The sequence below is a fragment of the Sandaracinobacter neustonicus genome (genome assembly GCF_006385875.1).
Classification (GTDB): Bacteria; Pseudomonadota; Alphaproteobacteria; order Sphingomonadales; family Sphingomonadaceae; genus Sandaracinobacteroides; species Sandaracinobacteroides neustonicus.
This window is the reverse complement of the sequence record NZ_VFSU01000032.1, coordinates 116,242-135,553: the sequence shown is the minus strand read 5'-3', so window position 1 is coordinate 135,553 and position 19,312 is coordinate 116,242. Positions and strand designations below refer to the sequence as shown.

At 64.5% G+C, this 19,312-nt stretch carries 19 protein-coding genes; 9 read left to right on the top strand and 10 right to left on the bottom strand.

Annotated features, from left to right (window positions below; genetic code table 11):
- Positions 1-8: 8 nt before the first annotated feature.
- Genes FJQ54_RS15105 through FJQ54_RS15095 form a run of 3 tightly spaced genes read right to left on the bottom strand, consistent with a single transcriptional unit; the run spans position 9 to position 2,620 of the window.
- Positions 9-548: a J domain-containing protein gene (locus FJQ54_RS15105; RefSeq protein WP_140929251.1), complete on the bottom strand. Its 540-nt coding sequence runs from the start codon at positions 546-548 to the stop codon at positions 9-11.
- Positions 523-981 (bottom strand): hypothetical protein, encoded by a 459-nt coding sequence (locus tag FJQ54_RS15100; RefSeq protein ID WP_140929280.1) that lies wholly within the window; start codon positions 979-981, stop codon positions 523-525. Before FJQ54_RS15100 ends, FJQ54_RS15105 begins: the two co-directional genes overlap by 26 nt.
- A gap of 34 nt (positions 982-1,015) precedes the next feature.
- Positions 1,016-2,620 carry a phosphoenolpyruvate carboxykinase gene (locus FJQ54_RS15095; RefSeq protein WP_140929250.1) on the bottom strand — a complete coding sequence of 535 codons (1,605 nt, stop codon included), beginning with the start codon at positions 2,618-2,620 and terminating at the stop codon, positions 1,016-1,018.
- Positions 2,621-2,940: 320 nt separating this feature from the next.
- Between FJQ54_RS15095 and FJQ54_RS15090 the strand changes: the two genes are divergently transcribed.
- The 6 genes from FJQ54_RS15090 to FJQ54_RS15065 are packed head-to-tail and all read left to right on the top strand — an operon-like array spanning position 2,941 to position 7,380.
- Complete coding sequence (locus FJQ54_RS15090) at positions 2,941-3,660, top strand: response regulator transcription factor (RefSeq protein WP_140929249.1); 720 nt, start codon at positions 2,941-2,943, stop codon at positions 3,658-3,660.
- 27 nt (positions 3,661-3,687) lie between these two features.
- Entirely contained in the window at positions 3,688-5,295 is a 1,608-nt protein-coding gene (locus tag FJQ54_RS15085; protein ID WP_140929248.1) for a sensor histidine kinase, read from the top strand.
- A gap of 10 nt (positions 5,296-5,305) precedes the next feature.
- Positions 5,306-5,734, top strand: a complete 429-nt coding sequence (locus FJQ54_RS15080; RefSeq protein WP_140929247.1) for an HPr kinase/phosphorylase — start codon at positions 5,306-5,308, stop codon at positions 5,732-5,734.
- 9 nt (positions 5,735-5,743) lie between these two features.
- Positions 5,744-6,694, top strand: coding sequence for an RNase adapter RapZ (gene rapZ / locus FJQ54_RS15075; RefSeq protein ID WP_140929246.1), 951 nt, complete (start codon positions 5,744-5,746; stop codon positions 6,692-6,694).
- Entirely contained in the window at positions 6,691-7,095 is a 405-nt protein-coding gene (locus tag FJQ54_RS15070; protein ID WP_140929245.1) for a PTS sugar transporter subunit IIA, read from the top strand. Before rapZ ends, FJQ54_RS15070 begins: the two co-directional genes overlap by 4 nt.
- A 12-nt stretch (positions 7,096-7,107) precedes the next feature.
- Positions 7,108-7,380, top strand: a complete 273-nt coding sequence (locus FJQ54_RS15065) for an HPr family phosphocarrier protein (protein ID WP_140929244.1) — start codon at positions 7,108-7,110, stop codon at positions 7,378-7,380.
- A gap of 36 nt (positions 7,381-7,416) precedes the next feature.
- On the opposite strand, the gene FJQ54_RS15060 is transcribed toward FJQ54_RS15065, so the two are convergent.
- Both FJQ54_RS15060 and bfr read right to left on the bottom strand, forming a co-directional pair.
- Positions 7,417-7,674, bottom strand: coding sequence for a YjhX family toxin (locus tag FJQ54_RS15060; protein ID WP_140929243.1), 258 nt, complete (start codon positions 7,672-7,674; stop codon positions 7,417-7,419).
- 386 nt (positions 7,675-8,060) lie between these two features.
- Positions 8,061-8,540 (bottom strand): bacterioferritin, encoded by a 480-nt coding sequence (gene bfr / locus FJQ54_RS15055; RefSeq protein WP_140929242.1) that lies wholly within the window; start codon positions 8,538-8,540, stop codon positions 8,061-8,063.
- Positions 8,541-8,696: 156 nt separating this feature from the next.
- Between bfr and ileS the strand changes: the two genes are divergently transcribed.
- From ileS to FJQ54_RS15040, 3 genes are read left to right on the top strand one after another with little or no spacing between them, the layout of a single operon-like run.
- Positions 8,697-11,531 carry an isoleucine--tRNA ligase gene (gene ileS, locus FJQ54_RS15050; RefSeq protein ID WP_140929241.1) on the top strand — a complete coding sequence of 945 codons (2,835 nt, stop codon included), beginning with the start codon at positions 8,697-8,699 and terminating at the stop codon, positions 11,529-11,531.
- Positions 11,528-12,019 (top strand): signal peptidase II, encoded by a 492-nt coding sequence (lspA, locus tag FJQ54_RS15045; RefSeq protein WP_140929240.1) that lies wholly within the window; start codon positions 11,528-11,530, stop codon positions 12,017-12,019. Before ileS ends, lspA begins: the two co-directional genes overlap by 4 nt.
- Positions 12,012-12,449 (top strand): DUF3035 domain-containing protein, encoded by a 438-nt coding sequence (locus FJQ54_RS15040; protein WP_140929239.1) that lies wholly within the window; start codon positions 12,012-12,014, stop codon positions 12,447-12,449. The genes lspA and FJQ54_RS15040 overlap by 8 nt, the downstream gene beginning before the upstream one ends.
- 478 nt (positions 12,450-12,927) lie before the next feature.
- Here the strand turns inward: FJQ54_RS15040 and FJQ54_RS15035 are convergent, their stop codons facing one another.
- The 5 genes from FJQ54_RS15035 to hflK all read right to left on the bottom strand — a co-directional run bounded on the left by FJQ54_RS15035 (position 12,928) and on the right by hflK (position 19,277).
- Positions 12,928-14,451, bottom strand: a complete 1,524-nt coding sequence (locus FJQ54_RS15035; RefSeq protein WP_140929238.1) for a helicase HerA-like domain-containing protein — start codon at positions 14,449-14,451, stop codon at positions 12,928-12,930.
- A gap of 98 nt (positions 14,452-14,549) precedes the next feature.
- The gene (locus FJQ54_RS17870; RefSeq protein ID WP_235890484.1) at positions 14,550-15,344 is read right to left on the bottom strand and encodes a PEPxxWA-CTERM sorting domain-containing protein; all 795 of its coding nucleotides are present in this window, start codon (positions 15,342-15,344) and stop codon (positions 14,550-14,552) included.
- A 158-nt stretch (positions 15,345-15,502) separates the two neighbouring features.
- On the bottom strand, positions 15,503-17,086 hold the full coding sequence (locus FJQ54_RS15025; protein WP_235890483.1) for a Do family serine endopeptidase: 1,584 nt from the start codon (positions 17,084-17,086) through the stop codon (positions 15,503-15,505).
- 107 nt (positions 17,087-17,193) lie between these two features.
- The gene (gene hflC, locus FJQ54_RS15020) at positions 17,194-18,036 is read right to left on the bottom strand and encodes a protease modulator HflC (RefSeq protein WP_140929237.1); all 843 of its coding nucleotides are present in this window, start codon (positions 18,034-18,036) and stop codon (positions 17,194-17,196) included.
- The gene (hflK, locus tag FJQ54_RS15015; protein ID WP_235890482.1) at positions 18,033-19,277 is read right to left on the bottom strand and encodes an FtsH protease activity modulator HflK; all 1,245 of its coding nucleotides are present in this window, start codon (positions 19,275-19,277) and stop codon (positions 18,033-18,035) included. Before hflK ends, hflC begins: the two co-directional genes overlap by 4 nt.
- Positions 19,278-19,312 lie beyond the last annotated feature (35 nt).

Here is a 19,312-nt window from a genome sequence, read left to right as displayed (position 1 = left end):
GGGGGCACTCAGCCCTTATGCTGCTCCGCGCGGCGCTCGGCGGCGGATTTCAGCACTTCGTAGGCGGCCTGCGCGGCCTGAAAACGCTGGGCAGCTTCGGCGTTGTTGGGGTGGAGATCGGGGTGATTCTCCTTCGCCATGCGGCGGTGCGCGGCCTTGATGGCGGCTTCGTCGGCGTCCGGATCCAGCTCGAACAGGCGCAGCGCGTCCAGTTCGGCGCGGCTGCGGCTGCCGTCTCCATCGCCCCAGTCCCAGTGGCGGGCGCGCTGATAGCTGCGCTGGCCCCGCTGTTCCTTCGCCTCCTGCTCAGCGGCCTCTTCTTCGCTCAGCGCGCCGAAATAGTTCCAGCCCTTGTTGTATTCGGCGGCATGGGCTTCGCAGAAATACCAGCGGTCGGGCCGGTTCGGGGCCTTGGGGGCAGGGCAGTTGCCGGGGTTGGTGCAGCCTTCGCGGTCGCACAGGCGTTGCGCTTCGGGCGTTTTGCCTGCGCCATCATAGTCCCGCCAGCGCGGGAAGCCCCAGTCAGAGCTTCGGCGCGGGCGCGGCATCTGGCATGTCCCAATCGAATCGCATCAGGTCCGGTTCCACCAGATGGCGACGGGCTTCAACCGAAAAGAGGCGTTCGCGGCTGTAATAGCGAAGCGGCGCGTCCCGGCGGCCCCTTGGCGACAGGATGAAGGCGTTCACCTGATCGAGCAGCGACCCAGCCGGATTCGCGGCCAGATGCGCGCGGGCGTTGGCGATCCAGAATTGCGTGAGGGTTTCGTGATAGCCTTGGGCGTCGTCATTCACTCCGCCCACGCTTTCGTTGAAGCGTGAAATAATACCTGGAAGCTGTTGTTCCAGCTGGATTTCGGGATGTTCAACCAGCAACGCGACCACGGTGGCCAGATGCGCCTCGTGAGTCCATGCCGCGCGCGGCAGGGTGAAGGTGAGAAGCCCGGCGGCGATCCGCCGGACTTTCGCCTCCGCCTCGAACAAGCGGGGCGGAAAACCGTCCGCCCCGCTTGTCACCTCAGGCGGCTTTGGGGGCGGCTTCGCGCACGCCCTGTTCCACATGGTCTTCGAACTGGGCGAAGTTTTCGACGAACATCTTCACCAGCCCGCGCGCCTTTTCGTCATACTCTGCCGGGCTGGGCCAGGTGCTACGGGGATCGAGGATGCCCGGTTCCACGCCCGGCACGCTGACGGGCACGTCGAAGCCGAAGAAGGGGTCCTTGCGGAACTCGGCGGTTTTCAGCGAGCCATCCAGCGCGGCGTTCAGCAGCGCGCGCGTCACCTTGATGGGCATGCGGCTACCGGTGCCGCCGGTGCCGGCTCCACCGCCGGTCCAGCCGGTGTTCACCAGCCAGCAGTCCACGCCGCCCTTGGCGATGCGTTCCTTCAGCAGATTGCCATAGACGCTGGGGTGGCGCGGCATGAAGGGCGCGCCGAAGCAGGTGGAGAAGGTGGCGTCCGGCTCGGTCACGCCGATTTCCGTGCCCGCGACGCGCGCGGTGTAGCCAGACAGGAAGTGATACATCGCCTGGTCCGGCGTCAGCTTGGCAATGGGCGGCAGGATGCCGAAGGCGTCAGCCGTCAGCATGATGATGTTCTTCGGCACCGGGCCGAGATTTTCGGCGCTGGCGTTCGGAATGAAATCAATCGGGTAGGAACCCCGGCTGTTTTCGGCCAGCCGGTTGTCGTCCAGATCGATCACACGGGTTTCCGGATCGATCACCACATTTTCCAGCACCGTGCCGAAGCGTTTGGTGGTGGCGTAGATTTCCGGTTCCGCGCTTTCGGACAGGCGGATCATCTTCGCGTAGCAACCGCCTTCGAAGTTGAACACGGCCGTGTCAGACCAGCCATGCTCGTCATCGCCGATCAGCGTGCGGCTGGCGTCTGCGGACAGCGTCGTTTTGCCGGTGCCGGAAAGGCCGAAGAACACGGCAGTGTCGCCCTTGCTGCCGATGTTGGCAGAGCAGTGCATCGGCATCACGCCCTTGGTGGGCAGCAGATAGTTCAGGATGCCGAACACCGATTTCTTCATTTCGCCGGCATATTTGGTGCCGCCGATCAGGATCAGCTTCTCGGTGAAGTTCACCGCCACCACCGTTTCAGACCGGCAGCCGTGGCGGGCCGGATCGGCGCGGAAGCTGGGCAGATCGATGATGGTATATTCGGTCTTGAAAGCCTCCAGCTCAGCCGCCGTCGGCCGCACCAGCAGGGTGCGGATGAACAGCGAGTGCCAGGCGAATTCGGTGACGACGCGGACGTTCACCCGATATTCCGGCTGCGAGCCGCCGAACAGTTCCTGCACGAACAGCGTGTCTTTCTCGCCCACGGCCTTCAGGAAATCATCCTTCAGGGCGGCGAAATGGGCCGGATCCATGGGCTTGTTGCTCTTGCCCCACCAGACACTGTTTTCGGTTTCGGCGTCTTTTACGGTGAACTTGTCGTTGGCGGAACGGCCGGTGTGCTGGCCGGTTTCCACCACGAACGCGCCGTCCTTCGAGAACAGGCCTTCGCCGCGATTGGAGGCGATTTCGAGAAGCGGCGCGGTGCCGAGGTTGCGGTGCACGGTGGCGTCCGCTTTCACACCCAGCGCGCTCAGTCCGTTCGCGATGCTATTGCCCACCTGATCAGTCCCTTCATCTCGGCCCGGCGCACTTGCCGGGAGTTCCCGTTTTCGGCTTTCCGCCGTTCTGTGGCGCCCGGTCGTTTACGGCGACTTCGACCGATGCGCTCTGTTGCTTCGTTGCGCCCTATCGCAGGGTTGCCGCAACTCCGCACATTGGCCGTGAGTCAAAACTGACATCATGCCCGCATACGTATGCACAATCCCTACCGAAGCTCGCACGCCATGTGAAGCGCCTGAAACATGAACCTTTGGAACAAGCAGCGTTAGCAGCTATACACCTTCCGCATGACGAACCGTGCACCAGACCAGCCCGCTGCATGACGGACGAGGCAGCCCCGACCATAGCGCTGGTCGACGATGATCGGAATATTCTTACATCCGTCAGCCTTGCGCTGCAGGCAGAGGGGTTCACAACCCGAGTCTATGCCGATGGCGCGGCCGGGCTGAAGGGTGTGATGGAGAATCCGCCGGACCTTGCCGTGGTGGATATCAAGATGCCGCGCATGGACGGCATGGAAATGCTGCGCCGCCTGCGCGAGAAATCCGACGTGCCAGTGATCTTCCTCACGTCGAAAGACACTGAGATCGACGAGGCGCTGGGGCTGGCGATGGGGGCGGACGATTATATCGGCAAGCCGTTCAGCCAGCGGCTGCTGATCGAGCGGATTCGCGCCGTGCTGCGCCGCACCGCCAACCGCCGCACGCCCGTCGATTCGGACGAAGTGCCATCGGAACCCATCTTGCGCGGGAAACTGGAGATGGACCCGGCCCGCCACCGGGTGCGCTGGGGTGGCCGCGACGTGCCGCTGACGGTGACGGAATTCCTGATTCTGGATGCGCTGGCGCAGCGCCCGGGCTTTGTGAAATCGCGCGATCAGCTGATGGACGTGGCCTATGCGCATGACAGCTACGTGGATGACCGCACCATCGACAGCCATATCAAGCGCTTGCGCAAGAAGTTCCGCGCCGTCGATTCGCAGTTCAAGGCGATCGAGACGCTCTATGGCGTGGGATATCGGTTCGACGAGGAAGACTGATTTGGCGGCTCTGTTCAGGGATGCGCGGTGAACGAGCAGGCGAGCTTCCGCAACGCCCGGCCGGCGGTGCGGCGCAGCGGTGGGACTCTGCGTTTTTCGGGCTGGTCCTCGCTTGTCACGCGAATCCTGATCGTGAATCTCGTGGCGATCCTCGCGCTGGCGGGCGCGCTTTTCTACATTGAGAGCTTCCGCAGCCGCCTGCTGGAAACCCGCGAGCAGGAATTGCTGCGGCAGGGCGAGATCATCGCCCAGTTCCTTTCTGAACAAGGGGTGGAAAAGGGGCGGGCCGATGTGCGCGCAATTTCCAGCCCGCGCGGCACCCGCATCCGGCTGTTCGATTCCGGCGGCAAGCTGATCGCAGACAACTGGAGCAACCCGGCCGTCACCCGCTTTGAACTGGTCGATCCCACGACGGCGGGGTTTCGCCGGGAAAGCGCGATCCTGATCGACCGGATGATTGACTTGCTGACGGGGCAGGCCGAACTGCCGCCGCTGCCAAACCCGGTGCCCGCGCTGGACACGCGCACGGTGTGGAGCGAGGCCGACATCGCGGCCCGCACCGGCAATTCGGTGACGCAGGGGCGGCAGACGGACGACCGGCTGGTGGTGTTGCAGGCGGCCGTGCCGGTGCGAACGGCGGGAATGGGGCCGCCATGGCCGGTGGTGATGCTGTCTGTGGATACGCCGGACGTGGTCGATCTCGTCCGGCGCGAGCGGATGACCTCGTTTCTGGTATTTCTGGTGGTGCTGGCGTTCAGCCTTGCGCTGAGCCTCTATCTGGCGCGTACGGTGGTGGTGCCGCTGAGGCAGCTGGCGCTGGCGGCGCACCGGGTGCGGCTGGGGCGTCAGCGCGACGTGGTGGTACCGCGCCTGCCGCACCGGCGCGACGAGATCGGCGGGCTGGCGCGCGCGCTGGCCGATATGACGGCGGCGCTGCGGCAGCGGATCGACGCGACCGAGGCCTTCGCGGCGGATGTGGCGCATGAACTGAAGAACCCACTGGCCAGCCTGCGCAGCGCTGTGGAGACGCTGGGCAATGTGCGGGACGAAGGCGCGCGCGCCCAATTGTTCGCGGTGATCGAGGAGGATGTGCGCCGCATCGACCGGCTGATCACCGATATCTCCGCTGCCTCGCGGCTGGACGCGGAAATGTCGCGCACGCGGTTGCAGCCGCTGGACGTGGCGCAGCTGGCGGAAACCATTGTATCCACCCAGACGGCGGGCGGACCGCCGCGCCGGGGCGTGCGGGTGCGGCTGGACCTGCCCGCGCCGGGTGCCGCCATGGTGCTGGCCGATGGAGACCGGCTGGCGCAGGTGCTGAACAATCTGATCGACAATGCGATCAGCTTTTCGCCCGACGGCGGGGAGATCATCGTCTCCGCATGGCGCAAGGGCGGCGTGGTGACCATCGCCGTGACGGATGACGGCCCCGGCGTGCCGCCCGAGGCGCGGCAATCCATCTTCGAACGCTTCTATTCAGAGCGAACGGACAATCAGGAATATGGCAAGCACAGTGGGCTGGGGCTTTCCATCGCCAAGGCCATCATCGAAGCGATGGACGGGCAGATCAGCGTGGAGGACCGGCCGGACGGCCTGCCCGGGGCGCTGTTCCGCGTGACTTTGCCTGCGCTGTGACGGCCGCGCTGTGACGGGCACCATTCATGCCACGGCCGTTGCGATCCGGGGGCAGGGGGTGTTGCTGCTGGGGCCGCCGGGCAGCGGCAAATCCGATCTGGCGCTGCGGCTGATCGACAGGGGCGCGCAGCTGATCGCCGATGACCGGGTGGCGGTGGGGGAGGGGACGCTGCTCTCTGTGCCCTCCAGCATCGCCGGGCGGCTGGAGGTGCGCGGGCTGGGGATCATCAGCCTGCCGTTTGTGGTGGGCGTGCCCGCCGCACTCGCCGTGCGGCTGGATGAAGTGCCGGAACGGATGCCCGAGCCGATGCAGTTTCCACTGGGCAACATTGCGGTGCCGCTGATCCATCTGGCCCCGTTCGAAGCGTCTGCGCCGATCAAGGTGGAACTGGCGCTGGCGGATGTGTTGGGGTTGGCGCGCGCGGGCACAAATGGCTAAGGCAACCCCATGCCCGACGCAGTTGCAGCAAACCTGCCGATGAAGGACGAGCCGCCCGCCCCGGTGCTGCTGGTGACGGGCCTGTCCGGCGCGGGCAAGTCCACGGCGCTGAAGGCGTTGGAAGATCTGGGCTATGAAGCGGTGGACAATCTGCCGCTGTCGCTGCTGGGGCCGCTGCTGGCGGTGCCGGGCGGGCACCGGCTGGCGATTGGAATCGACGCCCGCACCCGCGCCTTCAGCCCGGAACTGGTGCTGCAGGCGATGGCCGAGCATGCCAGCCCGGCCCGGCCGATCCGTATCCTCTACCTCGATTGTTCCGGCCCGGAACTGGTGCGGCGCTTTTCCGAAACGCGCCGCCGCCACCCGATGGCGCAGGACCGGCCTGCTGGCGACGGAATCGCGCTGGAACGGGAGATTCTCTCTGAACTGCGGCGGGTGGCGGATGTGGTGATCGACACCACGGATTTTTCCACCAACGATCTGCGCCGCGCGATTTCCACCCGCTTCGGCGCACCCGGCCACAAGGCGCTGACGCTGACGCTGATGAGCTTCGGCTATTCGCGAGGCGTCCCGCGCGACGCCGATCTGGTGTTCGACATGCGCTTCCTGAAGAACCCGCACTGGGATCCGGCGCTGCGCCCGCTCACGGGGCTGGACGCCGCCGTCAGCGAGCATGTGAAATCCGATCCCGCCTACGCGCCCGCCTTCGGGACGATTGTGGGGCTTCTAACGATGCTGCTGCCGGGTTATGCCAAGGAGGGGCGTGCCTATCTGACGGTGGCGTTCGGCTGCACCGGGGGGCGGCACCGCTCTGTCGCGGTGGCGGAAGCCGCCGGGGCGGCGCTGGCGGCGGAGGGATGGGTGAATTCCGTGGTCCACCGGGATCAGGCGGCCGGAGCAGTTGATGACGAGCCTGAGGCCGGGCAAGCGGCTGCGGGCGAAAGGAAAGGTCCTGAATGATCGGGTTGGTTCTGGTGACTCACGGCAGGCTGGCAGCGGAATTCGTGGCCGCGATGGAGCATGTCGTCGGCCCGCAGGCGCAGTGCCAGGCGATCTGCATCGAAGCCAATGATGATATGGAGGAACGCCGCGCCGACATCGCCAGGGCGGCGGCAGAGGTGGACAAGGGCGACGGGGTGATCCTGCTGACGGACATGTTCGGCGGCACGCCTTCCAACCTTGCCATTTCCCTGCTGGGGCGGCCCAATCTGGAAGTGATCGCAGGGATCAACCTGCCGATGCTGATCAAGCTGGCGAGTGTGCGCAAGGCGAAAACGGTGGGAGAAGCCGTGGATCTGGCGCAGGAAGCGGGGAGGAAATATATCAGTGTTGCCAGTCGATTGCTGGGCGAAGCTGCCTGAAGGTCTCAGCACATGAGCGCTGGCCCCATCACCGTTGCGATCACCAACCGGCGGGGGCTGCACGCCCGCGCCAGCGCGAAGTTCGTCACGCTCGCCAGCCAATATGACGCCACCATCACCGTCTCCAAAGACGGGTCAGACGTGCTCGGCACCTCCATCATGGGGCTGATGATGCTGGCCGCCGCCATGGGCGAAAGCATCGAGATCAGGGCCGAAGGTGCACAGGCCAACGCGGCGCTGGCGGCGCTGGTCGATCTTGTTCAGTCGAAATTCGGCGAGGAGTGACGCGGAGCGCTGATCCGCCCCGCGTCCCCTCGCGATCTACCGGTTGTCGGGCTGGCTTCGCACCAGTTCCAGCCCGTGCCGCGTGATGCGATAGGGCTGGCTTCCGGTGGACGAGATCGCCCGCCGACGTTTCAGTTTGCGAAACAAGGCGAGATCGAAGGCGCTCAACTGCCACCCCTCGCGGGTGAAGCATTGCGCCGCGACGATCTGGCCGCGTTCATCCTTGATCGGCGTGATTGATCCGCCTTGAGCGAGCAGGTGCAGAATGCGCTGCTCCGGCCTTGAAATATCCATTGAATCTGTCCGGTGCTGCGGGCCGCACGGCAGCGGCCCAAGCCAAACGGCCCTGCGCGCACGGAGGCGGGCAGGGGGCTTCGGTTTGGCGCCTCACCCCGCAGGGTGAGGCCTCAGCGGGTCTCAGACAGGTTCTTTTGCACGGGGTGGAGATAAGGCTTCGTGTGGGGGGCTACAATGGCTGGCTGCGGTGGGGGCGGCCGCAGGCGAAGCCTGCGAGTCCGCTTGGGGGGAAGAGGAAGGCAGAAAGAGGTCCGGCGAACCCGATGGTCAGCCTCTGGCTGAACGCCGGACTCGTCGGACTGGTCGGCGATAGAGATCGCCGACTCAGCCGGCCGGGTCTGCGGCGAGTCTGCGAGTTAAGGCTGCGCCTTAATCGCAGCCGCCTACGAGCCCGCCGCTTCCGACTGCAATTGAATATAATTCTGCAGCCCCTGATCCTTGATCATCTGCTGCTGCTTCTCGATGAAATCGATATGCTCTTCCTCGGCCTCAAGGATTTCCGTCAGCAGTTCGCGGGTGCCGAAATCGCGGATCGATTCACAATAGGGGATGGCCTCTTTCAGCAGCGTCAGCGCCTCATATTCCAGCTCCAGATCGGCCGCGAGGATTTCGGGCACATTCTCGCCGATGCGCAGGCGGTTCAGCGTTTGCAGATTGGGCAAGCCGTCCAGGAACAGGATGCGTTCCATCAGCTTGTCGGCATGCTTCATTTCGTCAATCGACTCATGATATTCATATTTGGCGAGCTTCAGCACGCCCCAGTTTTCCAGCATGCGATAATGCATGAAATATTGGTTGATCGCAGTCAGTTCGCCTTTCAGCACTGCGTTCAGATAGTCGATCGCCTTCTTGTCGCCCTTCATGGCAGCCTCTCAGATATTCGGGAATTTGCACCATCTTAGATATGTTGAAATAAAAGTCAAGTAAAACCAATTGGTTAGTTGAGAACGAGTTTGCGCAGCATTCTCAAACGCGCCGAGGGTTGCGCGGATGCGCCGATGCTCTAAAGCCTCCCCGCCATGACCGAGCAAATGAAGGCGGCAGATTACCGCCATACCGTGTTCCTGCCCGAAACGGGCTTCCCCATGAAGGCTGGCCTCGCCGCCACCGAGCCGCGCCTGCTGGCGCGCTGGGCAGAGGAGGGCGCGCACCAGAAGCTGCGCGAACTCCGCACCGGCGCGGCGCGCTGGATTCTGCACGATGGCCCGCCCTACGCCAACGGGGACATGCACCTCGGCCATGCGCTGAACCACATCCTGAAGGATTTCGTGGTTCGCAGCCGCACGCAGATGGGCTTTGACAGCCCCTATATCCCCGGCTGGGATTGCCACGGCCTGCCCATCGAATGGCGGGTGGAGGAACTGAACCGCGAAAAGGGCATCAAAAAGGGCGAGATGGATTTCATCGCCTTCCGCCAGCAATGCCGCGATTACGCCGGGCATTGGGTGGGGGTGCAGCGCGAGCAACTGAAGCGGCTGGGCATTTGGGGAGATTGGGAAAATCCCTATCTCACCATGAACTTTTCGTCCGAAGCTGTGATTGCATCCGAACTGATGAGGTTTGCCGAAACGGGCCAGCTGTATCGCGGTGCCAAGCCGGTGATGTGGTCCCCGGTGGAGCAGACCGCGCTGGCCGAGGCGGAAGTGGAATATGAGGACATCATTTCCACGCAGGTGGATGTGGCGTTCGAGATCGTGGAAGCGCCGAACGCGCCGGAACTGGTCGGTGCGCACGCGGTGATCTGGACGACGACCCCATGGACGCTGCCGGTGAACCGGGCTTTGGCGTATGGGGGAGATGTCCTTTACGAGCATTTCGAGATCAAGAGCGGTGAGATCGATGATCGCCCTCATCTTGAATGGTTGCGGGGTAAGCGCTTCATCATAGCGTCAGACTTGCGCGTGGTGTTCTTGAAGCGCCTCGACTCATCACTCCCTGACAACGCTGACTGGAGTCTCGGTGCAGTCCGTGGAGGGCTCGCTGGAGCCATCGCCCGCCACCCATGGCACGCGCTCGGCGGCTTCTTCGCCGAACCCCGCCCGCTTCTGGCCGGCGACTTCGTCACCACCGATGCCGGCACCGGCCTCGTCCACATGGCCCCCGATCATGGCGAGGACGATTTCTACCTGTGCAAGACGAACGGTATCGATCCGAAGTTCGTGGTCGGGCCAGATGGCACCTATCAGGCGGATTGGCCCGTCGTCGGCGGGATGCACGTCTATAAGGTGAACGCGCCCGACGGCCCCGTCTGCACGGCCTTGAAAGAGGCAGGCGGCCTGCTGGCGGCCTCCGCCGATTACAAGCACAGCTACCCGCACTCGTGGCGCTCCAAGGCGAAGCTGATCTACCGCTGCACGCCGCAATGGTTCGTGGCGATGGACCGCGACCTTGGCGACGGCACCACCCTGCGCGGCCGGGCGCTGACGGCGATCGGCGACACCCGCTGGTTCCCCGCGCAAGGCGAAAACCGCATCCGCGCCATGGTGGAGGGCCGCCCGGACTGGGTGCTCAGCCGCCAGCGCGCATGGGGCGTGCCCATCACCCTGTTCGTGAAAAAGGGCACGGGCGACTATCTGGTCGACGCAGAGGTGAACGCCCGGATCAAGGCCGCCTTCGAAACCGACGGCGCGGACGCATGGTGGACGCGCGACCCGCAGGAGTTCCTCGGCAACGCCTATAACGCCGAGGATTATGAGCAGGTGACGGACATCCTCGATGTCTGGTTCGACAGCGGCTCCACCCACGCCTTCGTGACGGAAGCGCGGCTGCATGCCGAACAGGCCGACCTCTATCTGGAAGGCTCGGACCAGCACCGGGGCTGGTTCCAGTCCTCCCTGCTCGAATCCTGCGGCACGCGGGGAAGGGCGCCCTACAAGGGCGTGCTGACGCACGGCTTCACGCTGGACGACAAGGGCCGCAAAATGTCCAAGTCGCTGGGCAATGTGGTCGATCCGCAGAAGATCATCGGCGAATCCGGGGTGGATGTGCTGCGCCTCTGGGTCGCCTCCACCGATACCTCGGAAGATCAGCGCTTCGGCAAGCTCTCCATGCAGACCAGCGTCGACAATTACCGCAAGCTGCGGAATACGCTGCGTTATCTGCTGGGCGCGCTGCAAGGCTACACCGCCGAAGAAGCGCTGCCGGTGGCCGAGATGCCGGAGCTGGAGCGCTATATCCTCTCCCGCCTTGCGGCGCTGGATGCGGAAATCCGCGTGGCGCTGGATTCCCATGGCTATGCGCGGATGATGGCGGCGATCTTCAGCTTCGTGAACGTGGATCTGTCGGCCTTCTTCTTCGATGTCCGCAAAGACAGCCTCTATTGCGACGCCGCCTTCGCGCCCAAGCGCCGCGCCTATCGCACCGTGCTGGCAACCCTGTTCGAAGCGCTGAACCACTGGCTAGCCCCCGTGCTGGTGTTCACCACAGAGGAAGCGCATGAGCATCGCCACGGCGACGGCACCTCCGTGCACCATGGCACCTACGCCCAAATCCCCGCCGACTGGCGCGACGACGCGCTGGAGGCGAAGTTCGAGCGCCTGCGCGACCTTCGCGCGCTCGTCACGCAGGCCATCGAACCGATGCGGCGCGAGAAAGTCGTGGGGTCGTCCAACGAAGTCGCCGTCGCCGTGCACGCCCCCGCCGCGGACGTGGCTCTGCTGCAATCGGTGAACTTCGCCGAACTCTGCATCGTCTCCCATGTGGACGCCGTCGCCGCCGACGGCGAACCCGCCGTCTCAGCCGTCGCCAGCACCGAAGCCCGCTGCGCCCGCTGCTGGCGGCACCTGCCGGATGTTCGCCCGGAAACGGACCTGTGCGAACGCTGCGACGATGTCGTGGCGGAGATGGACGCATGAAGCGCTTCGCCTATGCGCTGGCCGCGCTGGTGTTCCTGCTGGATCAGCTGGTGAAATACTGGATCGTCAATGTGGTGCAGCTGCAAGAGCGCATCACCATCCCCGTGCTGCCCTTCTTCTCCCTGACGTGGGTGGAAAATCGCGGCGTTTCCATGGGGATGATGACGGCCGACACCGAAGTGGGCCGCTGGCTGCTGGTGGGGCTGACGGCGCTGATCGCCACTGTCGTCGCCCTGTGGATTCGCCGCGAACGGCACTGGCCCGAATCCGTCGCGCTGGGGCTGATCCTCGGCGGGGCGCTGGGAAATATCGTGGACCGGGTGCGCTTCGGCTATGTGGTGGACTTTGTGCATTTGCACTGGGGGCCATGGTCCTTCTATGTGTTCAACGTGGCGGATGCGGCCATCACCATCGGTGTGCTCATCCTATTGTTTCGCGCGCTCATCGGCCGTTCAGACGGCAACTCGGAAAGACTGCCCAATGCGTAACCTGCTGATACTCTCCGCCGCGGCCCTTTCGCTGGCCGCCTGCCAGAGCAACGACATCGCGGACCGCAAGCGGCCCGACGAATTCGCCATCGGCAAGCAGGCCCCGCTGGTGATCCCGCCCGATTATTCCATGGCCCCGCCGCGCCCCGGCGCGCCGCGCCCCATCGGCTCAGACAGCCAGCAACAAGCGCTGGAAGCGCTGTTCGGCCCCGGCGCGCAACTGCCGCCCAAGTCGAAAATCGAAAGCCAGCTGCTGTCAGACGCGAAGGCCGACCGCGCCGATTCCGGCATCCGCAACACGGTTGCAGATCTGCCCGGCCATGCCGGCACGCAAACCGTGGACAAAGGCACCTTCCTGCGCGAACTGCTGGACGCCCCCGCTTCCACCCGCAACGCGGATATCGCCCGGGTGACGGTGCCGGGGGCCTGAGAGGCCTTTTAGCCTGACGGTTTTTTGCCTCCGGCGGCCAAGGGCTCTGCCCTTGGAACCCGGCAGGGAAATGATTTCCCTGCACCCTCAAAATTGGCGTCGCGCCTGAACTCCAGCGCCGTGTGAGCGATCAGATTCGATTGCCTGCGGCGCTACAAAGCCCTCTCCCCCTATGAGGGGGAGAGTTGGAGAGGGGGTGTCACCGCCGGGCCTGATCCACAACCTCGCTACAACCACAACCGTCACCCCGGACTTGATCCGGGGTCCAGCTGTTCGTCGGCAACATTGGAGAAGAAAGCTGGGCCCCGGATCAAGTCCGGGGTGACTTGTGGAGAGGCGGCGGGTGGGAGCCTCCCCAAAGCGCCGCAGGCAATCAATCCAACCCCAAACCCAGCCTAACCGTAAGACCTACGAATGTGGGTGCAGGGAGCACGGCTCCCTGCCGGGGTGAAGGGGCAGAGCCCCTTCGAAACACCCCTTAGCGCTTCTTGAACAACCCGCCCAAGATCCCCCGCACAAGGCTGCGGCCTGCCTGCACGGCGACGGCGGTGGCGGTCGCGACGGCGACCTTTTCCATTTTGCCCATGGGCGAGGCCCGATAGGCTCGGTCTGCGGCGGCCTTTTCCTTGGCCTCCTGCACGGCGGCCTTCTTGGCAACGGCGGCTTCCTTCTCGGCAGATTGGGCATCCGCCTGCGCGGCCACCTTGGCGGACAACACTTCGAACGCGGATTCGCGGTCAACAGTTTCCTCATATTTCCCCGCCACGGGGGAGCTGGTGACGATCACCTTGCGCTCGCCGGGGGTCAGCGGTCCGACGCGGGAGGCGGGCGGGCGGATCAGCACGCGTTCCACGGGGGAGGGCGCGCCATCGGCTTGCAGCAGCGAAACCAGCGCCTCACCGGTTTTCAGTTCGAGGATGGCGGTTTCCACGTTGATCGCCGGGTTCTGGCGGAAGGTGGTGGCGGCTGCCTTCACGGCCTTCTGGTCGCGCGGAGTGAAGGCGCGGAGCGCGTGCTGCACGCGGTTGCCCAGCTGGCCGGCGATGCTGTCCGGCACGTCGATGGGGTTCTGGGTGATGAAATAGACGCCCACGCCCTTGGAACGGATCAGGCGGACGACCTGTTCCACCTTGTCCAGCAGGGCCTTGGGGGCTTCATCGAACAGCAGGTGCGCCTCATCGAAGAAGAACACCAGCTTGGGCTTGTCCGGATCGCCGACTTCGGGGAGTTCCTCGAACAGTTCGGAAAGCATCCAGAGCAGGAAGGTGGCGTAGAGCTTCGGGCTGGAGATCAGCTTGTCCGCCGCGAGGATGTTGACCTGCCCGCGGCCATCCTCGCCCACCTTGATCATGTCCGTCATCACCAGCGCAGGCTCGCCGAAGAAACGGTCCCCGCCTTGCGACTCGAGGCTGAGCAGCTGGCGCTGGATGGCGCCGACGGAGGCGCTGGTGACATTGCCGTAATTGGTGGCGAGGTCTTTCGCATTGTCTGCGCACCAGGCCAGCATCTGCTTCAGATCCTTCAGGTCCAGCAGCAGCAGGCCCTGATCATCCGCCACCTTGAAGGCGATGGCGAGAACGCCCTCCTGCGTGTCGTTCAGGCCCAGCAGGCGGGCGAGCAGCAGCGGCCCCATTTCGGAAACGGTGGTGCGAACCGGATGGCCCTGTTCGCCGAACAAATCCCAGAAAACCACGGGATTGTCGTGATATTCATAGGGGTTAAGGCCGATCTGCTGCGCCCGCGCGGTGAAGGCTTCGTGCATCTTCGCGGTGGGGCTGCCGGGCAGTGCCATGCCGGAAAGGTCGCCCTTCACATCGGCCATGAACACGGGCACGCCTGCCTGACTGAGGCCTTCGGCCATCACCTGCAGCGTGACTGTCTTGCCGGTGCCGGTGGCACCCGCGATCAGCCCGTGCCGGTTGGCCCGGCGCAGCACAAGGCTTTGCGCCGCGCTGCCATCGTCCTTCGCGCCGATGAAAAGTGTGCCGTCTGCGTCCGCCATGCCGCCCCCACTTGCCGCCTGTGTCAGTGGAAAGTGGTAGCGGGGATTGGCCGGAAGCTTAAGCGATTATTGGATCTTCAAAGCCGCCAGACGCATTTTCACGCCGGGCTGAAAACCGACCGACGCCGACGCGAGATGGCACCGACCAGACCAAAGCCGGCGATCATCATCGCCCAGCTGGCGGGTTCGGGAACGCCCGGAACGATAGGCGGCTTCGGCGCGATGCTGGCGCCCACAAGGCCCCTGACCTGTTGGCTACCGGCAAAAGTAGCGCGGATATAGGAGACGCTGCTGGATTCCGGCGTGAGCTTTTCGATGGTCTGGCCATAGCCCCAGAGCAGAGACGTCGTCGGCCCTTCAACGACGGTCGCCTTCACGAAACCGGGATCCGTGAACCAGCTGTTGCCCGCGATCAGGCCGAACTGCGCGAGCATCGGGTTCCAGTGCGCTGCTTCGCTGACCGGGTTCCCATATTGGCCGCTGCCGAGCGAGATGTAAGCGCCGCCGCCGCCGTTCACATAGGCGGCGAAATCGGCGGGCGAGGCGACGTACTGCCCGACGTGGAACACTGCATCATAGCCCGATGCGGTGGCGAGATCGAACGTGGCAGAATAGCTCACGGTCTTGCCGAGCGAGGTGAATTGCGCGGCAAGCTTGCTGAGGCTCGCCTGCGGAATGCCGACATTGCCGGTGAGAAGCAGATAGTTGGTGCCGCCGAAGGTGGTGGCGAGGCTGTTCACAAATGCCGTGGTGCCCGCGACATAGTCCGGATCATAGGCGGAGTCCGACAGTTGCCATTCGTCTCCGGAAACGACGAGCGTGCCAGCCGCTGCGATGGACGACAGGCTGGCGGCCATTGCAAAGGCTGCAATCCGGATGATCGATTTCGACATTCTACCCCCTCTTGGTTGCCCGAGGCGGGGATAAAATGGCGATCAGGCAAACAGCAAGCACAGCCGCGCGAAATTAACCAGATTTCGCGGAATTCCAGGAAGATTGTCGGGAATATACAAGCCCGCGGGGCAATGCCCGCGGGCTTGGCACCTAATCATTACTGGACTTTAACACCCACGAATCGGCCGGGCGTGTTGCCCCGCTGCACGAACAGCAGCACGGTGTCGCGGTTGGCCTTGCGGGCGGCTGCGACGACATTGGCGGCTTCCTGCGGGGTTTTCACAGGTTGCTGGTTCACCGAAACGATGATGTCACCGCGTTGCAGCCCTTCTTCGGCTGCGCTGGAAGACTGGTTCACATTGGCAATCACCACGCCCTGCACGGTTTCGGGCAGACGCAGCTGCTGGCGGATTTCCGGCGTGATCGCCTGCAGCGTCAGCCCCAGCGACTTGCGAGCGGCTTCCGCGCCGGGCTGATCCTTCGGGCTGGCGTCGTCACTTTGCGCCTCGCTGTCCTGACCGATGAGTGATGCTTCGGACGGACGCTCGCTGATGGTGGCGGTGAACGTCATGCGCTTGCCGCCGCGCACCACTTCGATCGGCACGCGCGAGCCGATCGGCGTGTTGGCGACGATGTAGGACAGGCTGTTGTCCGGCGTGACCTCTTGCCCGGCCACTTTCACCACCACATCGCCCTGCTGCACGCCGGCTGCGCGCGCCGGGCCAGACGGTTCCACGGCGGCGACGATCTCGCCACGGTCTTTCGGCAGGCCCAGCGACGAGGCGATGGCGGGCGTCAGTTGCTGGATTTGCACGCCCAGATAGCCGCGCTTCACCTTGCCGCCGTTGCGCAGCTGCTCGATCACCGGTTGCGCCAGTTCGGCGGGGATTGCGAAGCCGACGCCGACATTGCCGCCGGTGGGCGAGAAAATGGCGGTGTTCACGCCGATCACATTGCCGTTCAGATCGAACAGCGGCCCGCCGCTGTTGCCCTGGTTGATGGAGGCGTCCGTCTGGATATAGCGGTCATACGCCCCGCCGCCCTGAATGCCCCGGTGCAGCGCGGAGACGATCCCCGCAGTCACAGTGCCGGACAGGCCGAACGGGTTGCCGATGGCGATCGCCCAGTCGCCCGGGCGGATCGTCTGCGAATTGCCGAACTGCACATAGGGCAGGTTCTGGCCGTCGATCTTCAGCAGCGCGAGGTCAGACAGCGGGTCGCGGCCGATCACCCGGGCCGAATATTCGCGCCGGTCAGACATGGTGACTGTGATGGTATCGACCAGCTTCTGGCCGTCGCGGCCGGAAATCACATGGTTGTTGGTGACGATATAGCCATCGGGCGAGATGATGAAGCCTGAACCGAGCGAGTTCGCTTCGCGCGTGACGGGCTTGCCGTCGTCCGTCTGCTGCTCCTGAAAGCGGCGGAACAGGTCTTCAAGGTTGGTGCCGGGGCCAAAGCGCGGGAAGCTGCTGCCCACTTCCACCCGCTGCGTGGTGGAGATGTTGACGACCGCCGGTTGCAGCCGCGCAGTCAGGTCTGCGAAGCTGACGGGCGCGCCGCGCGGGGGCAGGGCGGCGGGCGCTTGCGCAGCAGGGGCCTGCACGGCGGCAGGCGGCGGGGCAGGCGGCGCTTGCACGGCGGTTTGCGCGAGCACGGGAATCGCGGTTGCGACAACGGCTGCGATACCGGCGGAAATACCGGCTGTCAGGAAGCGGCTCTTGTTCGAGCTGTCGGGCACGTGTGGTTCTCCAAAAGGAAGCTCTCTCGCTCCGTTCCTAGCAGCCGGCCGATTGAATGGCGGCTGAACTGTTCAGAATCGAAGTCGAGCCGTAATGGACGCCTTCATCAATTGCTGCGCCGCCCCTGGAATTCCCGCAGGAATTCGTTGCTGGGGCTCAGCACGACATTGCTGTTTCCTTGCGCGAAGCTCTTCCGATAGGCCTCCATCGAGCGATAGAAGGCGTAGAAGTTCGGGTCCTTGCCGAAGCTTTCCGCATACACGCGCGCGGCGTCCGCATCGGCTTCGGCGCGGATGATCTGCGCATTTTTCGCGCCCTGCGCGCGGATCGTCAGCGCTTCCTGCTGCCGTGCCGTGCGCATCCGCTCGAACGCGGCTTCCAGCGGCGTGCCGGAGGGAAGGTCTGCGCGCTTGATGCGCACATCGATGATCTCCGCGCCATAGGCCTGCGCCGAGCGGTTCACCGCCAGCTGGATCGCGTCCATGGATTGGCCGCGTTCCGGTGACAGCATCGCGTCGAAGCGCTGCTTGCCAAGCTCGTTGCGGATTCGCGACGAGAGGATGCGCGACAGTTCCTCCTGCAACCGTTCCTCCGTGCGCACCGTCTGATACATCAGCACCGGGTTGGTGATGCGGAAACGGGCGAAGGCATCCACCACCAGCCGCAGCTGATCGGTGGAGAGCACCGTCTGCGGCGCGATATCCAGAGAGCGGATTCGCTTGTCCACGAACACCGTGTTCTGGAAGAACGGCGTCTTCAGCACCAGCCCGGCCCCGGTTTCCCCGAAGCGCTGATTCGGCTGATAGGTGTTCACCGTCGCTTCCGGGCGGCCGAACTGCAGGATGATCGCCTGCTTGTCCTCGGGCACCCGCACAACGGCGACTGCAGCAAGAATGCCAAGCGCGACGAGGCCGATCCCGCCGAACAGAAGGGCGCGTTGACTGGTCATTTCTGCGCCTCCTGGGCTTCACGATTGGCAGCGGCGCGCCGCTGGACCTCGGGTAGCGGCAGATACGCCTGCACGCCGGGGGCCTCTATGATGGTGGTATCCACCTTGCCCAGGACATTTTCCATCGTTTCCAGATACATACGCTTGCGGGTTACCTCCGGCGCCAGCCGATATTGTTCATACACCTTGTCGAATGCGGCGGTGGCGCCTGCGGCCTGCGCTTGCACCTGCTGGGCATAAGCGCGCGCCTGATTCAGAAACTGCTGCGCATCCTGCTGCGCGGCGGACACATCCTTGAAGGCTTCGTCCACAGCGGCGGGCGGGTCGGCCTTGTTGATATCCACGCCCTGAATCAGCACGCCCGAGCCATAGGAATCGAGGATTTCCTGCACCCGTTCGCGCACCTGTTCGGCAATCGCCGCGCGTTCCGGGCCGATGGCGTTGTTCAGCGTAGAGCGGGCGACGATTTCCCGCATCGCGCTTTCGGTGGCGTCGCGGACGGTCGCCTCCGGATTGGCGATCTGGAACAGGAAATTCTCGGCATTGTTCACGCGCCAGCGCACGGCATAGGCGATGTTGATCACATTGCCGTCGCCGGTGATCATCAGATTTTCCGCGTCGCCATCGGTCGCGCCGATCAGATCGGTGCGGATATCCTCGAACTTCACCTTCGTCACCTGATCGATCGGCGCAGGGAGCTTCAGGTGGAAGCCCGGGCCGCTGGTGGAATTATATTGGCCAAAGCGGGTAATCACGGCACGCTCGCCCGCATCCACGCGATAGGCAGAGGTGGTGGCGATCAGCACCAGCGCCAGCCCGCCCGCCACAAGGCCCCATGGAATGTCCGGCATGCCGCTGCTCCGGCCGCTTCCGCCGCCACTGCCGCCGCCTTGCCCGCCACCCAGGCCGCGCAGCCGTTCCTGGCTGCGGCGGATGAATTCGTCGAAATCGGGAGTGCCACTGCCACGGCCGCGGTCATCATTACCGCGCGGCCGGGGCGGTTCGCCCCAAGGGTTGCGCGGGCCATCGCCCTGACCGGATTTGCCTTGATTGCCCGGTCCGCCAGAGCTTCCCGCCGATCCGCCCCAAGGGCTGCGGCGACCGCCCCCCTTGCCATCCGAACCGTCACCGTCCTCGTTGTTCTGCCAGGGCATGTAGGCCTTTCCCGTCCCCATGTGCTGCAATGTGCTGCGATGTGCTGTCGCGAACTGCTGGCCCGGATTGTATCCGGATTGCAGCATCTCCTGTTGGGGATATAGGGGCAGCCTTCACGGAA